Genomic DNA, 15,105 nt, shown 5'->3' with positions numbered 1-15,105 from the left:
CCAATATTGAACACATATAAACAGAAAATCATGAAAAAGTTACCAATATTAATAATCGCAATAGCCTGTATAGTATTTGATGCAAAGTCTCAAAGTATGGATCACCGTGAAAATCCACAGTTTGGGTTGAAAATAGGCTCTAATTATTCTAATGTATATGACTCACAAGGTGAAGAGTTTGAAGCAGATGGTAGATTTGGGTTGGCTACCGGAGTATTTATCACAATCCCTATTGGTAAATTTATAGGGCTTCAGCCGGAAGTTTTATATTCCCGAAAGGGATTTAAGGGAACAGGTACCATACAAGGCTTGTCTTATGATGTCACTCGTACCACGAATTACATTGATATTCCTTTGATGTTTTCGGTGAAACCATCTCCTGCCATTAGTCTGGTAGCTGGCCCACAATATTCCTTCCTTTTAAAACAAAAAGATGAATTTACCAATGTAGGAGGTAGTGTGGTGCAGGAGCAGGAATTTGAAAATGATAACATCCGCAAAAACACCATGGGTTTTATCGGAGGTGTAGATTTTAACCTAAATGATTTTGTAATTGGAACCAGAGTCGGGTGGGATATGATAAATAACCATGGAGATGGTACTTCAAGTACCCCACGTTACAAAAACGTATGGTATCAGCTGACTTTTGGGTTTAGGTTGTAATCAATTTTGTAAGCTTTTAGGAAACAGCAATAGAGACCTGTCAGGTTTACTTTCAGATATAAACCTGACAAGTCTGCAGGTTTCAGGTACTGATAAGTACAATAAATTTTTAACTCTTAAAACAAAAAAATCATGGGAAATATACTTTATATACTCGCAGTAGTATTGGTCATTTTCTGGCTGGTTGGCTTTTTGGGTTACAGTGCAGGAGGTCTTATTCACATTCTTCTTGTCATTGCCCTTCTTGCCATTATACTTAGAATAATCAGGGGAGTTGCTTAAGTTTTCAGAGGTAAGACGTTGCTCGGAGTTGGAGTAAATAGAAAATTATTGAAAATCAAAAAAACGAAACAAAACATGGAATTATTAGATCAAGGAAACTGGAATATATTGAAAGGAAAATTGAAAGAAAAGTATGGTGAGTTTACTGAAAATGAACTTGCTGTGGCAGAAGCGAAAAAGATTTCAGAATTGAAAGTGCTTGAAAACTCAAATTAGAGGTTATCCAATGAAGCACTTTCAATTCTTAGATTTACTTACAGGTGCAATCCACATTCTGTTTTCGGGCTGTTGTTCCACCTGCCGCTACGACCTTTTCCAGGTACGGTACAGTGCTCACAGCCTATAGAAAAATATCCCTTGGCTACTAGCGGATGAAAAGGAAGGTTGTGATCTTTTATATAAGCTTCTCTTTCTTCCTGAGTTACATCCAGTAAGGGATAAAACTTGATGATGCCATTTCTGTCTTCAAAAATATCCAGTGTAGAACGGTGATCGCTTTGCCATTCCATCAGTCCTGACACCCAGATTTTGTAGTTTTCTTTGATTTCGTTGAGAGGTTCAACTTTATTTATTGAGCAGCAGAAGTCCGGATCTTTTTTCCAGGTCTCTTCCTTTGTGGTAAAATCGTGTTTCCAATCTTCTGCTTTTATACTTTCTACATTCAGGCCATAGAGCTCTGTGAGCTTTTCTTTGTATTCCAATGTTTCTCTAAAATGATACCCCGTGTCAATAAAATAGATTTTTTGACTGGGGTTAGCCAAAGAAAAGACCTTGAGTAAAAAGGCAGAGGTAGCAGCAAAAGACGAAGTAAGCATGACATCTGCCTGATCAAAATCTTCATAAAGAGCAGTTACTCTTTCTTCGATGGTCAGCGAATGATATCTTTCATTCAATTGCCTGATCTGTTTTGCTCTGGTTTCAGCATTTTCCAAATCTATTGTCAGCTTTTGTGTTTCTGTTTTTTCAGCTTCCATATTCCTTCTCAATTACATTAAATATTGAACTTCTTACGAAGAATTTTCTTTTAGGGTCTATTTTTTTTTAATAATTGATAGATAATGTTGTTTTAGGTTTGTTCATCAATAGAATAAGGTCACCAAGAAATAAAAAAGCCCCTGTCGATAAGTCGAAAGAGGCATTTATATCGGTTTGACAAAATGTCCTTGGACTTATCTGTTCCCATTTTTGGGACAGGATTTAGCACCGTTTTTCCATAAAAGGAAAGGTTGCTAAGGCTTCAAAGGGCCATTCCCTCCACCTTTCTTGATAAGTTATCATATTAAAGAACGAGTCGCAAAGCTAGGATAAATTAGCTCTCATACCAAAAACTCACCTAAACCGCTTAAAGATCACTTTTAAAAGCTCTTTAACCTCATCAGAGTTCATGTCCCATTCGTATTTTTTAGAATAGTTCTGTACCAAAAGTTCCACTGATTCGTCAAATGAATTGCTTTTTTCTACTTCCTCCAGTGCTTTAGAATACTCACTGGAATCACCATTGAAAAGATCATTCAAAAACATGTAGCGTTGATTTACGCTAATGCTCTTCTGTATCTCAGAAATTTTCTCTGTTTCATGAACTTCCGCAATTGAAGATTTTGGTTTGTTGTTTTCAAATTTTTCGTTGATGGTATGCTTTTCCTCAGTAAATTTTTCGTTTACGGTGGTTGGTTTTTCAGCTATGATGGGGGCTGGAGCGGTTTTCACTTCTACTATTGGAGAAAACTCCTCATCCATGTTCTCTTCTTCTTCGACCTCTTCATGGTCGTCTTTTTCTATCAAAATTCCTCCATCATGATCGCTGGTGTCTTGATTTATTTCATCAAGCTCCTCCTCTTCTATTATTATTTCTCCAACCTCTTCGGTATCTTCTTCCTCTTCTACCTTAATCAAAATCTCTTCTTCAGCTATTGGTTCATCAATGATTTCTACAACTGGTTCTTCTTCTTTCACTTTTTCAAATACATCCAGAGGAAGTATGGAAGAAAACAAATCGGCTTCTCCGGAAATATCATCATTGTCTGGCGTTTGTTGGCTGACAACAAATTGTACCAGGGTTTTTATTTCATCATTAGTTATTACCTGATTGCCATCATTATCAAGCTTCTCTACTATTTTATTGTAGATATTTTTTCTTAGCTTAATATATTTAGACAGCCCTTTGAAACCCTGAATTCTGGTTACATTCGGCAGGTTAGAAAATTCTGTGATAAAAAACTCTGTCGGATTGTACATCAAAGTAATCGTATCCAAAACAGCTTTCTCCAATAGAGGCCTGAATGGTTCTTTCTTTATCAAAATATTTTTTGAAAGCGTATTGATAAGGCTTTTCAATCCATCTTTAACTTCGGGTTTTGAATAGTCGAAAAAAGGGCTTTGAAATTTTTTTGTTTCTTCCTGCCACTGAAGAAACAAGACCTTTAATATATAAAAATTGACTTGCTTTACAGGAGTAATGTCCAATATTTGCTGGCCGGTAATTGCGTTGCTTGTAGGGAAATGTTTCTCGAGGATTATTGAAGAAAATGATTTGCTATAACTTTCTGCTGCCTTTTGATTTAATTTGTTGCCAGTCATAATATTTGCTTGTTTTGTAAAGTTATAAAATATGCCGAAAATCGTCATAGAAAACCTCAATAAGAAGGAAATTTTAAGTGAAAACGATGAAAAATTGCTTCTTGATATCATTCATGAAAATAATGTAGATTGGATGTATGCCTGTGGAGGTAAAGGAAGGTGCACTACCTGCAAAGCAATATTTTTGGATGGTATAGAAAATGTATCTCCAATAACCACCTGCGAGGATAAATACATTGATTCCGGAAGACTCAAAGAAAATGAGCGGCTGGCTTGTCAATGCCATGTTTTGGGAGATGTAATCATCAAAGTAGATTCGTCCAACAAATTCATGCACATAAGCTATTCTGATTAACTATGTTTATAGAACCGCATATTGTCAAGTTTAAAGCAAAGAATGAACCGACAGGTTGGATAGAGGTAATATGTGGATCAATGTTTTCAGGAAAAACAGAGGAACTCATTCGGAGAATGAACAGGGCTTTAATAGCCAGACAAAAGGTTGAAATATTTAAACCGGCAGTAGATACACGCTACCACCAGACTGAAGTGGTGTCTCACAACGAAAACTCTATCAGGTCAACACCCGTGCAATTTGCCAATGATATATTGCTATTAGCAGGAAATAGCGATGTGGTAGGCATAGATGAAGCTCAATTTTTTGATCAGGAGATAGTAAGTGTAACAAGAAAACTTGCAAATAAAGGCAAAAGGGTAATTGTTGCCGGGTTGGATATGGATTTTAAGGGGGAGCCGTTTGGGGCTATGCCGGCATTGATGAGTATTGCAGAGTTTGTGACCAAAGTGCATGCCATTTGTATGAAATGTGGTGGTGTGGCTTCTTATTCCCACAGGCTTCTAAATTCGGATGAAAAAGTGATGTTGGGTGAGAGAGAAACTTATGAAGCCCGATGCAGAAATTGTTTTTATCAAGATTATCAAAAGGAAAAGTAGTTGAAAAACATTGCAATAACATTAATCATATTTTTAAGTGCGAAGATCACATTAGCACAAGAAAACATTCCAATCGGAACCTGGCGTGTGCATTTCAACTATGAGCGCACCCACCTTGTGGAATTAGTGGAGGACAAGGTCTATTGTGCCAATCAGTTTGGCCTTTTTTATTACGACCTTTCGGATAACAGTTTGAATAAGCTTTCCAAAATGGAAGGGCTGAGTGATATTAGTGTTTCTGCTATAGCCTATGACGATGAGTCAAAAACTTTTGCTATTGGGTATGAAAATGGCAATATTGATTTGCTACAGGACAATCAGATTTTGAATGTTAAAACGATAAAAAACAGAGACATAAGCGATAGTAAAAGTATCAATCACATTACGTTTAGAAATGGATTGGTTTACTTATCAACCAACTTTGGAATTATTGTACTCAATTCTGAATCAGGAGAAGTGGCAGAGGCTTATCAAAACCTTGATCAAGGCGAATCTACAAAGGTAAATAGCGTAGCTTTTCATGATGACAAAATTTATGCGGCTACTAATATTGGGATGCTGGAAGGACAAATTGCCTCCAATATTAATCTACAGGATTTTAACAATTGGGAGCGGTTTGAGGGTTCTTTAGTATCCGATGTGAAAATGTATTCTGTAACTATTCTTAACGATCAGGTAATGGCTACTGATGGAACCAAAATATTCTTTTTCGATGGAGATTCCTGGATTGATTCCGAGATCAATAATATAAATTCTGATATTATAAAATTACGAAGGAATGAATCCAATGTGATTGTGATAGCGGAAGGCGGTATCTATTCTTTAGATGACTCAGGAGATGCTGTTCCTATAGAGATAGAAAATGGAGATGTTCCAAAGGATGCTATTTTAACTTCTGAAGGCACACTCTGGTATGCTGATCATAGTCATGGCCTTTCCAGTTTGGAAAATGGTACAGTGACCAGATTTGTTCCAAATGGGATATTTGAGGGGATTGTCGGAAGAATTCAATTGGTAGGAGAGAAAGTGGTTGTTCTGCCACGGTTTATGTCGTCATTTTACCAGTCTCTAAACAACAATCTGGGTTATGCTGAATTTGAGAATGGTAGCTGGAAAGTTTTTACTAAATCTGATCTGTCGGGGTTGGAGGATATTTCAGCAGTTTCATCAGATTCGAAATTGGTAGCTTCGTTTGGTGATGGAATATTAAATCTGGAAAATCAATTGAAATATGATGAGACCAATAGTCCGTTGGTAATAAATAACTCATCGAACAATGATATTTTGGTTGCCGGGCTGGCGGTAGATAATCAAGGGAATAGATGGGTAGCAAATGCCAGCAATACTCCACTGCTTAAGTTAGATATTGAGGGCAATTGGGAGTCATTTTCTTTTGGTGTCAGTGCCTCAGAATATCCTGTTGATGTGAAAATAAGTAATCTTGGAAATGTCTGGATGCAGTTGAGCAACACTTTCACTGGAGGTATTTTGGCATACGACCCGGAATCAAAACAATCGAGATACATTACCTCTTCCAATGGCAATTTGCCATCCTCTAAGGTTACCGATATTGCATTTGCTAAAGATGATGAGATTTGGATTGGGACAGAGGGTGGATTGGCTGTTTTTCCTTTTTCTTTTGGCGTAATATCAGACAATTCTATAGAAATCAACCGGCCTATTTTTGGCACTAATTTCCTACTTGAAAATGAAAGTATTTCGGCCATAGAGATAGATGGAGGCAATAGAAAATGGATAGGAACGAATGATGGTTTATGGCTATTTGAGGAAAATGCGGATAAGCTTGTTTTTAATTTTAACACAGAAAATAGTCCCCTGCTTTCAAATAATATATTGGATTTGAAAATACATCCAACCACTGGTGAACTATTTATTTCGACTGACAAGGGGCTAATTTCCTATAGGAGTGATGCCTCGGAGGGAAAGCCCTTTCATCAGGATGTGAAAATATTTCCAAATCCAGTACTTCCGGGGTTTAATGGTCAGGTAGGGATTAGTGGGCTTGCGAGTAATGTTGTAGTTAAAATCACCAATGTTTCTGGTAGGCTGGTCAAAGAACTTCATGCTGCAGGAGGCTCTACGTCGTGGAATGTAGCTGACTACAATGGTGTGAGGGCAGAATCCGGAGTGTATTTGGTTTTCAGTTCTTCTTCTGATGGGAAAGAAACTTTTGTAGGGAAAATTGCTGTGATAAACTGATGCTACACAAGACACGTGGCATAGTAATAAACTACATCAAATACCGGGATACTTCTATTATCGTAAAAATATACACCGAAGAATTCGGGCTTCAACCTTATATCATCAATAGCATACGGAGCAAGGCATCAAAGAAAAGCCTGGCTCTTCTTCAGCCTCTTTCACTGCTGGAGTTAGTTGTTTACCGAAAAAAAAGCCAAAATGGAGGAATCAACAGGTTATCTGAATATCGATCCGCTTTTCCATTTAAGACCATTCCATTTGACATTAAAAAATCGGCTATAATCATTTTTGTTTCTGAATGGTTTTCTAAAATATTGAGTGAAGAAGAACAAGATCATGACGGACAGTTTTCGTTTTTCTTTGAATCTATCAAAGAACTGGATCGGTTGACGAGTAATTACCAGAGTTTTCATCTACAACTGATGATCAAAGCATCTTCTTATCTTGGGTTTAGCATCAGGTCTGCTCATAATTTACTCGATGAAGAAAACACTACGCATAAAGAATTAAGTTTTGCAGCCGGGCAGGGGATATTATTGAGGGATCTACCTTATAGTCATGAATTTAAAATGGATAACAAAACCAGACGATACCTTTTAGATTTACTGATCAATTATTATCGGTTGCATATTGAAAGTTTTGGAGAGATAAAGTCTGCTACAGTTCTAAAAGATGTATTTCATACTTAATATTGTATATGTTAAATTAACACATTGAAACTGAAATATTATAAAACTAAAATTCTTATGAAAAATGTATTGTTAACACTATTGGCAGGAGTTGTTGTACTGGCTTCATGCAGTAGCAAAAAGGAAAGTAAAGAACCTGTAATGGAGCAGGAAAAAACCATGGTTGCTGAAGTAGAAGAGGAACCGTCTGTGTTTTTCAAAAGCCCGGCTGACGGAGCTACTGTGGCAAGTCCGGTTTTTATAGAAATGGGAGTGAAAGGAATGAAAATAGAGCCAGCGGGGCAAGTAAATGAAGGCTTTGGTCATCATCATATTTTGATCAACCAGGCCAGTTGGCCTGAAGGGCAGGTGATTCCTGCAAGCGATTCAACCATTCATTTTGGAAAAGGACAAACAGATACTTCTTTGGAATTGGAGCCTGGTGAATATACTATCTCATTGCAATTTGCCAATGGAGTTCACGCTTCTTATGGTGAAGACATGGCGGCATCTATTAAAATCACGGTTGAGTGATTTTTTAACCATACAGAATAAATAAAAATAAAGGCTTTGAAGATATCAGGGTCTTTATTTTTTTGTCCGATTTGAGTAAATTTCCCCTCAACTAAACGATTCTAAAAATGAGTGACAAGTTATACGATGAAATTCCCTCACTGGATTTGGCTGATTTTACTGGTAATGATCCTGAAAAAAAAGAAAGATTTGTTGAAGAACTGGGTAGGGCTTACAACAATATAGGATTTGTGGCCATAAAAAATCACGGGCTTAGTGATGAACTTGTCGCACAATTATACGAAGTAAACAAAAGATTTTTCTCCCTTCCTGATGAAGTCAAGAGCAAATACGAAGATCCTGAGAATTTTGGTCAAAGAGGTTACATAGGCAAAGGCAAAGAGCATGCTAAAGGAAGGACAACTGCGGATCTAAAAGAATTTTATCATGTTGGGCAAGAGGTGACTGATGGAGATTTGATTAAAAATGAATACCCTGATAATATATGGCCCGATAAAGAAATTCCGGAGTACAAGGAAATTGCTTTGAATGTTTATCAAACAATTGAGAAAGCCGGTATGCAGATGTTGAAAGCAATCGCATTGTACCTGAGTCTTGAGGAAAACTATTTTGACGATAAAGTGCACAATGGAAACAGTATTTTAAGGCCAATACATTATTTTCCAATAGAGAACCCGGATGATGTACCTGACGATGCGGTGAGGGCAGCAGAGCATGGAGATATTAATCTTATTACTTTATTGATGGGTGCCAGTGCAGATGGATTGCAGGTGTTGAGAAAGGACGGCAAGTGGATTCCCATAACGGCTCTGCCAGATCAACTTGTTGTAAATGTTGGAGATATGTTGGAGAGACACACTAATAATAAGCTAAAATCTACTATCCACAGGGTGGTGAATCCTCCTAAAGAACTGCTTAAGACTTCCCGATATTCGATTCCTTTTTTCATGCACCCCAGAGCCGATATGGATCTTGCCTGTCTTGAAGGCTGCATAGATCAGGAGCACCCTAAGGCTTACGATGATATTACTGCGGGAGAATTTTTAAGTCAAAGATTGGCTGAAATTGGGTTGAAAAAGTAATGTTCAAGAAAGTAAGGTATTATATCTTTTTAAGGGATGTACTTGTCTTAACGCTCACGGCATTTGGTGGGCCTCAGGCTCATTTTGCTATGCTACTTGACCTGATGGTCAAAAAAAGAGGCTACCTTGATGAACAGGAGTTGATAGAGTTGAATGCACTGTGCCAGATACTTCCGGGCCCTACCTCCACACAAACACTCACGGCTATCGGATTTAAGATTGGAGGTCCTACTTTGGCTTACCTCACTCTTCTGGTATGGCTTATTCCTGCTTTTATTATCATGACTACCGCAGGCATTGCCATATCCGTCATTGATAAGGATCAAATTTCTCTGAACTTCACAAAATATGTTCATCCAATTGCCGTGGGTATTGTAGGTTATTCAGCTTACACTATTATAAAAAAGGTTGTTAAAGGATATACAGCAGTAATATTAATGACAGCATCAGCCATTATTTCCTTTTACTTTCAAACTCCATACGTATTTCCTGTTTTGCTGCTAATTGGTGGCGGAATCACCGCTTTTAACTTTAAAAAACAGCCAATAGAAGAAAAAGGAGAGTTGCATATTAAATGGGCGAACTTCTTTTTATGGGGAGGAGTTTTCCTTTTTGCAGCAGCACTTGGCGGTGTTACCAATGCTTTGAGCATACGTATTTTTGAAAATTTTTACAGGAATGGCAGTTTGATTTTTGGAGGAGGGCAGGTGTTGATTCCACTCTTATATACCGAATTTGTAGAGTTTAAGGGGTATTTAACATCTGAAGAATTCCTTTCAGGGTTTGCTCTGATGCAAGCCATACCCGGTCCTGTTTTTTCATTGAGTTCATTTATTGGAGCGATCTCTCTAAAAGATTATGGTATATATGCTCAAATTGGAGGTGCAGTCATGGCTGCCTTGGGAGTTTTTCTTCCCGGTACATTTCTTATATTTTTTGTTATCCGATTCTGGACGGATTTAAAAAAATACAGAATAATTAGGGCATCTATAGATGGGATCAGTGCAGTGAGCTCCGGGATGATTCTCGCTGCTACTTTTTTACTCTTCCTCCCGTTGCAGCACCAACCAATTAACTATTTTATAATGCCTGCAACATTTTTTATTTTGGTATTCACCAAAATACCAACTCCTATATTGATTGTTGTCGGGCTGATTGCCGGATTAGTAATATGACTTTGAGCTTAAATTTTCTTAGGATTTACTCATAAAAGCGATCAAATCTTGTCCGATATCTTTTCTGAAATTCATGCCTTCCCAATCAATTTCACTTAGTGCATTGTAAGATTTTTCCAGAGCACCTTCGATACTGGATGACATTCCGGTAACCGCTATTACCCTCCCTCCATTTGTGATTACAAGTCCATCACTTTCTTTAGTGCCCGCATGGAAAACGGTTGCATTGTTGGCGTTGTCCAATCCTGAAATAACTTTTCCCTTTTCATACGATCCGGGATACCCTCCTGCAGCAGCTACTACTGTAGTGGTGGTATGATTAGAAGTCTTAAGCTCAAATTCGTTCAGTGAATTGTTTGCTGTTGCTTTGAACAGCTCTAATAAATCAGAATCCAGTCTTGGCAGTACAGCCTGAGTTTCCGGATCTCCCATTCTTACATTGTATTCGATAACAAAAGGCTCTCCACCTATATTCATGAGACCAATAAATATAAAGCCTACATAATCCATACCTTCCTCTTGCAACCCTTTCACAGTAGGCTTGATTACCCTTTCTTCTACTTTGGACATGAAGTCCTTATCAGCAAATAGTACAGGGGACACGGCTCCCATTCCGCCTGTATTTGGCCCGGTATCACCTTCTCCTATTCTTTTGTAGTCTTTAGCTTCAGGCAGAATTTTATAGTTTATGCCATCTGTAAGCACAAATACAGATAGCTCTATGCCATCTAAAAATTCTTCAATGAGTACTTTTTGACTGGCAGCTCCAAACTGACCATCAAGCATGGTTTTCAAGGCACTTTTAGCTTCTTCCAGGTTAGGGCTGATGATCACCCCTTTACCTGCTGCCAAGCCATCAGCTTTTAATACGTAAGGTGATGAAAGCGTTTCCAGAAACGAAAGGCCCTCACTCAGATTTTCCTTATTTACAGTCAACGCTTTGGCAGTAGGTACTCCATATTTTTCCATAAATTTTTTGGAAAAATCTTTACTCCCTTCCAGGCTTGCTCCTTTTTTATCCGGCCCTATCAATATTAGTTTGTCGAGCAAGCCTTCTTCTTTGAAATAATCCCGAATACCACGTACTAAAGGTTCTTCCGGCCCTACTACTACCATTCCAATATCAAATTTTAAAATCAAATCTTTTACGGCAGGAAAATCATTGATATCAACGGGGATGTTTTGTGCCAATTGACTGGTGCCGGCATTTCCGGGAGCGGCATATATTTTCCCAACATTTTTACTTTGAGAAATTTTCCAAACAAATGTATGCTCCCTTCCTCCGGAACCTAAAACTAGAATATTCATAAAAAACCACTATAATTGATTGCGGCAAAAATAGGGAGAATTGTCAATTGGTAACAACCTATTGTACAATTGATTTACTACAAATTACCGAGACATAGGAAATGAAATTCCGAATTAATTGGCATATTCAGACATAAACTTAATCCTCATCAGTCTCACTTCGTCTTCTGAATAATCATCGTATTCCAATTCATCCATAGCCACATCAATGTCGTCAGTATCTGCAGTTAGGAAATAATCGTATAAATCATCCTGACGGTCTTCGTCCATGATTTGATCTATGTAATAATCAAGATTGAGTTTGGTACCGGAGTAGCAGATATTTTCTATTTCAGTGATGATTTCGTCATAAGAGACTCCTTTTGCATCTGCAATTTCTTCAAGCCCTACTTTTTTATCTATTTGTTGTATGATAAAAATTTTGATTTTGGACTTATTAATTGCGGATTTGATAACCACCTCGGTGGCAGTTTCAATATCATTTTCTTCTACATAGTTTTCTATTAATTCTAAAAATGGCTTTCCAAATTTTACAACTTTACCCATGCCTACACCATTGACCTGAGCCAAGTCCTCTTTTGTTGTCGGGTAAGTTGTAGCCATTTCCTCTAAAGATGGATCCTGAAAAATGACATAAGGAGGTAAATTTTTCTGTTTTGCCACTTTTTTTCGAAGGCCTTTTAGCAAATCAAATAATCCCTCATCATAAGCCTTGGTTACATTGTTGGAAGAAAAATCATCATCATCTCCTCCATCCACTGTATAATCTTTGTCTTTAGAAAGTTCTATTGGATAAGGATTTTTCATGTACTCCAACCCTTTATCTGACAATTTTAACACTCCGAGAGTTTCAATGTCTTTTTTTAGTAATTCGTTCAACAAAGTTTGTCTGACCAATGACCTCCAAAATACTTCTGTTTCTTCGCTTCCTTTTTTAAATACATCCAGTTTGTTGTGGTCATAGCTTTTAACATATTGACTTTCTATTCCTCGGATTACATTTACCAAATGGCCAATGCCAAATCGTTCTCCTGTTTTTTGAGCGGTTTCAAGTACCAGTTCAATGTATTTTTGTCCGTCAAATTTGGCCTTGGGATGATCACAATTATCACACATTCCCTGATCCGTGCAATCGGAAGCTGTATATTCTTCTCCAAAATAGTGTAAAAGCTGTACTCTTCGGCATACGGATGATTCTGCATAGGCAGACATTTCTTCAAGCAAAAGCTTTGCGTTTTCTCGCTCTGTTACCGGCTTGTCTTTGTTGAATTTTTCGAGCTTAATAATATCATCCAGACTATAGAACATCACGCACTTACCTTCCAGGCCATCTCTTCCAGCTCTACCAGTTTCCTGATAGTATCCTTCCAATGATTTCGGTGTGTCGTAATGAATCACAAAGCGGACATCAGGTTTGTCAATACCCATACCGAAAGCTATTGTAGCTACTATCACGTCCACATCTTCATTTAAAAAATCGTCTTGATTTTTCATTCTTACGGACGAATCCAGTCCGGCATGGTAGGGTGCGGCATTTACATCATTGACACGCAAAAATTCGGCTATTTCTTCTACCTTCTTTCTGCTAAGGCAATAAATAATGCCAGATTTCCCTTTGTGTTCTTTTATGAATTTTATCAACTGCTTTTTAACCTGAACTTTTGGACGTACTTCATAGTACAGATTTCCTCTATTGAAAGAAGACTTAAACACGTCTGCATCTTCCATATTCAGGTTTTTCTGAATATCCAACTGCACTTTAGGAGTGGCAGTTGCCGTCAATGCTATGATTGGAATATCTCCTAACTGACCAATAATAGATTTAATTCTACGATATTCAGGTCGAAAATCATGACCCCATTCTGAAATACAGTGAGCTTCATCAATCGCTGCAAATGATATTGTGGCTTCCTTTAAAAATGCTACATTTTCTTCCTTGGTGAGAGATTCGGGAGCTACGTATAGTAGTTTAACTTCTCCCGAAAGGGTATCTTCTTTTACTCTTTTGACCTCTGCTCGTGAAAGCGTAGAATTTAAAAATTGTGCATTTATACCGAATGCATTCATTTGATCTACCTGATTTTTCATCAATGCAATCAATGGTGAAATCACTATTGCTGTACCTTCACTTACAATCGCAGGCAACTGGTAGCACAATGATTTTCCTGCACCGGTAGGCATCAATACAAAGGTATTTTTGCCAGCCAATATATTTTTAATAATTTTTTCCTGAGTTCCTCTAAAGCCACTAAAGCCAAAGACCTCTTTTAATTTATCTTTTATCTCTTCCTCCTGACTTACAACCATTCTCATAACTAGTTTATATTCGGGTATTGAATATAACAAAAAATACAAAATAAAATTGACTTAATGCTTAAATAAACACCTGTTACCTTACACTTTATAAAAAAAGTGATATTTATCTATTCGAATTGCCCTATTTATCATCAATTCATTTTATTTAAAATCAACAGATAATTAAGCCACCTCTAACTAAAGTCATCACATCAATCCTTATATATTTGTGGAAATTTAAAATTATATATTCAATGTCCAAATCTATATATGTAGTAATCATGGCAGGCGGTATAGGGAGTCGATTTTGGCCCTATAGCCGCAATGCACGACCAAAACAATTTATAGACGTTTTAGGTACGGGAAGGTCTCTTCTCCAAATGACTTATGATCGATTTTTAAATATTACCAGCAAAGATAACATAATGGTTGTAACCAACGATAATTATGGTGCGTTGGTTAAGGAACAATTACCAGATATATCTGATAATCAGATATTACTGGAGCCTTTTAGAAGAAATACTGCTCCTTGCATAGCTTATGCGGCTTATAAAATCAACAAGAAAGATTCAAATGCCTTAATGATAGTAACTCCGGCAGATCATGCCATATTTAAGGAAAATGTGTTTAATACGGTGATTTCAACTGCATTAGATGCAGCTGAGTCAGATGAAAAGCTGATTACTATCGGTATTGAACCAAACAGACCTGAAACGGGCTATGGATATATCCAATATCTCGATGACGAGGGAGTAAACGAAGTGAAAAAGGTTAAGACCTTTACTGAAAAGCCGGATTTGGATTTGGCAAGAAAATTCATTGAAAGTGGGGATTTTGTTTGGAATGCCGGGATATTCGTTTGGTCGCTAAAGGCTATAATTTCTGCTTTTGAAAGTTGCCTCCCTGATATAGCACAAGTGTTTGAGGAAGGGACTCCTTCTTTTTATGAAGAAAGTGAGGAGGAATTTATCAAAAATGCCTATGCTCAGTGTAGCAATATTTCAATTGATTATGGCATTATGGAAAAAGCTTCTAATGTCTTTGTGGTAATGGGAGATTTTCAGTGGTCTGATTTGGGGTCATGGAATTCTCTTCATGAACTGCGTGAAAAAGATGAAAACCATAATGTAGTTGATGCCAATGTACTGTTAAGTGATTGTTCTAATAATTACATCAAATCTGATCATGAAAAACTTGTAGTACTGCAAGGTCTGGATGGTTATTTGGTAGCAGATTTTGATGATGTCCTCCTGGTTTGCGAAAAAGACAATGAAGCAAATTTCAGAAACTATATCAATGAAGTGAAGGCAAAAAAAGGGGATAAATTTTTATAGTCAGTTTGGA

General features: G+C 37.3%; 15 protein-coding genes and 1 riboswitch. Of the genes, 11 read left to right on the top strand and 4 right to left on the bottom strand.

Annotated elements, in window-relative coordinates:
* Positions 1 to 30: 30 nt before the first annotated feature.
* The 3 genes from AAOP42_RS19950 to AAOP42_RS19940 all read left to right on the top strand — a co-directional run bounded on the left by AAOP42_RS19950 (position 31) and on the right by AAOP42_RS19940 (position 1,161).
* Positions 31 to 663 (top strand): porin family protein, encoded by a 633-nt coding sequence (locus AAOP42_RS19950; RefSeq protein WP_349530348.1) that lies wholly within the window; start codon positions 31 to 33, stop codon positions 661 to 663.
* Positions 664 to 795: 132 nt separating this feature from the next.
* Positions 796 to 945 (top strand): lmo0937 family membrane protein, encoded by a 150-nt coding sequence (locus tag AAOP42_RS19945; RefSeq protein ID WP_349530347.1) that lies wholly within the window; start codon positions 796 to 798, stop codon positions 943 to 945.
* 75 nt (positions 946 to 1,020) lie between these two features.
* A complete protein-coding gene (locus AAOP42_RS19940; RefSeq protein ID WP_349530346.1) occupies positions 1,021 to 1,161 on the top strand; it encodes a CsbD family protein in 141 nt (46 codons plus the stop codon).
* A gap of 38 nt (positions 1,162 to 1,199) precedes the next feature.
* Here AAOP42_RS19940 and AAOP42_RS19935 read toward each other — a convergent pair whose 3' ends face one another.
* A complete protein-coding gene (locus AAOP42_RS19935; RefSeq protein ID WP_349530345.1) occupies positions 1,200 to 1,919 on the bottom strand; it encodes a phosphoadenylyl-sulfate reductase in 720 nt (239 codons plus the stop codon).
* 192 nt (positions 1,920 to 2,111) lie between these two features.
* Positions 2,112 to 2,218: riboswitch (SAM riboswitch) on the bottom strand.
* 56 nt (positions 2,219 to 2,274) lie between these two features.
* Positions 2,275 to 3,522 (bottom strand): DUF8457 domain-containing protein, encoded by a 1,248-nt coding sequence (locus tag AAOP42_RS19930; RefSeq protein WP_349530344.1) that lies wholly within the window; start codon positions 3,520 to 3,522, stop codon positions 2,275 to 2,277.
* A gap of 31 nt (positions 3,523 to 3,553) precedes the next feature.
* On the opposite strand from AAOP42_RS19930, the gene AAOP42_RS19925 reads away from it, so the two are divergent.
* The 7 genes from AAOP42_RS19925 (at position 3,554) to chrA (ending at position 10,158) form a co-directional block, all read left to right on the top strand.
* Complete coding sequence (locus AAOP42_RS19925; protein WP_349530343.1) at positions 3,554 to 3,877, top strand: 2Fe-2S iron-sulfur cluster-binding protein; 324 nt, start codon at positions 3,554 to 3,556, stop codon at positions 3,875 to 3,877.
* Between the two features lie 2 nt (positions 3,878 to 3,879).
* On the top strand, positions 3,880 to 4,476 hold the full coding sequence (locus AAOP42_RS19920; RefSeq protein WP_349530342.1) for a thymidine kinase: 597 nt from the start codon (positions 3,880 to 3,882) through the stop codon (positions 4,474 to 4,476).
* Positions 4,477 to 6,696, top strand: coding sequence for a type IX secretion system anionic LPS delivery protein PorZ (gene porZ / locus AAOP42_RS19915; protein WP_349530341.1), 2,220 nt, complete (start codon positions 4,477 to 4,479; stop codon positions 6,694 to 6,696).
* Positions 6,696 to 7,388: a DNA repair protein RecO gene (gene recO, locus AAOP42_RS19910; RefSeq protein ID WP_349530340.1), complete on the top strand. Its 693-nt coding sequence runs from the start codon at positions 6,696 to 6,698 to the stop codon at positions 7,386 to 7,388. Before porZ ends, recO begins: the two co-directional genes overlap by 1 nt.
* A gap of 57 nt (positions 7,389 to 7,445) precedes the next feature.
* Entirely contained in the window at positions 7,446 to 7,901 is a 456-nt protein-coding gene (locus tag AAOP42_RS19905) for a DUF4399 domain-containing protein (protein WP_349530339.1), read from the top strand.
* Positions 7,902 to 8,008: 107 nt separating this feature from the next.
* A complete protein-coding gene (locus AAOP42_RS19900; RefSeq protein WP_349530338.1) occupies positions 8,009 to 8,983 on the top strand; it encodes an isopenicillin N synthase family dioxygenase in 975 nt (324 codons plus the stop codon).
* Positions 8,983 to 10,158, top strand: a complete 1,176-nt coding sequence (chrA, locus tag AAOP42_RS19895) for a chromate efflux transporter (RefSeq protein WP_349530337.1) — start codon at positions 8,983 to 8,985, stop codon at positions 10,156 to 10,158. Before AAOP42_RS19900 ends, chrA begins: the two co-directional genes overlap by 1 nt.
* 18 nt (positions 10,159 to 10,176) lie before the next feature.
* Here chrA and purD read toward each other — a convergent pair whose 3' ends face one another.
* Entirely contained in the window at positions 10,177 to 11,466 is a 1,290-nt protein-coding gene (gene purD / locus AAOP42_RS19890) for a phosphoribosylamine--glycine ligase (protein WP_349530336.1), read from the bottom strand.
* 114 nt (positions 11,467 to 11,580) lie between these two features.
* A complete protein-coding gene (gene recQ, locus AAOP42_RS19885) occupies positions 11,581 to 13,773 on the bottom strand; it encodes a DNA helicase RecQ (RefSeq protein WP_349530335.1) in 2,193 nt (730 codons plus the stop codon).
* Between the two features lie 242 nt (positions 13,774 to 14,015).
* Between recQ and AAOP42_RS19880 the strand changes: the two genes are divergently transcribed.
* Positions 14,016 to 15,095 (top strand): mannose-1-phosphate guanylyltransferase, encoded by a 1,080-nt coding sequence (locus AAOP42_RS19880; RefSeq protein ID WP_349530334.1) that lies wholly within the window; start codon positions 14,016 to 14,018, stop codon positions 15,093 to 15,095.
* Positions 15,096 to 15,105 lie beyond the last annotated feature (10 nt).

The organism is Reichenbachiella sp. MALMAid0571 (assembly GCF_040151475.1).
Lineage (GTDB): Bacteria > Bacteroidota > Bacteroidia > Cytophagales > Cyclobacteriaceae > CAXBNB01.
The sequence above is the reverse complement of the archived record's forward strand: the minus strand, read 5'-3'. Positions and strand labels throughout refer to the sequence as shown.

Coding starts and splice junctions, on each gene's coding strand:
- AAOP42_RS19950 (WP_349530348.1), top strand. CDS start 31: ATGAAAAAGTTACCAATATTAATAATCGCAATAGCCTGTATAGTATTT.
- AAOP42_RS19945 (WP_349530347.1), top strand. CDS start 796: ATGGGAAATATACTTTATATACTCGCAGTAGTATTGGTCATTTTCTGG.
- AAOP42_RS19940 (WP_349530346.1), top strand. CDS start 1,021: ATGGAATTATTAGATCAAGGAAACTGGAATATATTGAAAGGAAAATTG.
- AAOP42_RS19935 (WP_349530345.1), bottom strand. CDS start 1,919: ATGGAAGCTGAAAAAACAGAAACACAAAAGCTGACAATAGATTTGGAA.
- AAOP42_RS19930 (WP_349530344.1), bottom strand. CDS start 3,522: ATGACTGGCAACAAATTAAATCAAAAGGCAGCAGAAAGTTATAGCAAA.
- AAOP42_RS19925 (WP_349530343.1), top strand. CDS start 3,554: ATGCCGAAAATCGTCATAGAAAACCTCAATAAGAAGGAAATTTTAAGT.
- AAOP42_RS19920 (WP_349530342.1), top strand. CDS start 3,880: ATGTTTATAGAACCGCATATTGTCAAGTTTAAAGCAAAGAATGAACCG.
- recO (WP_349530340.1), top strand. CDS start 6,696: ATGCTACACAAGACACGTGGCATAGTAATAAACTACATCAAATACCGG.
- AAOP42_RS19905 (WP_349530339.1), top strand. CDS start 7,446: ATGAAAAATGTATTGTTAACACTATTGGCAGGAGTTGTTGTACTGGCT.
- AAOP42_RS19900 (WP_349530338.1), top strand. CDS start 8,009: ATGAGTGACAAGTTATACGATGAAATTCCCTCACTGGATTTGGCTGAT.
- chrA (WP_349530337.1), top strand. CDS start 8,983: ATGTTCAAGAAAGTAAGGTATTATATCTTTTTAAGGGATGTACTTGTC.
- purD (WP_349530336.1), bottom strand. CDS start 11,466: ATGAATATTCTAGTTTTAGGTTCCGGAGGAAGGGAGCATACATTTGTT.
- recQ (WP_349530335.1), bottom strand. CDS start 13,773: ATGGTTGTAAGTCAGGAGGAAGAGATAAAAGATAAATTAAAAGAGGTC.
- AAOP42_RS19880 (WP_349530334.1), top strand. CDS start 14,016: ATGTCCAAATCTATATATGTAGTAATCATGGCAGGCGGTATAGGGAGT.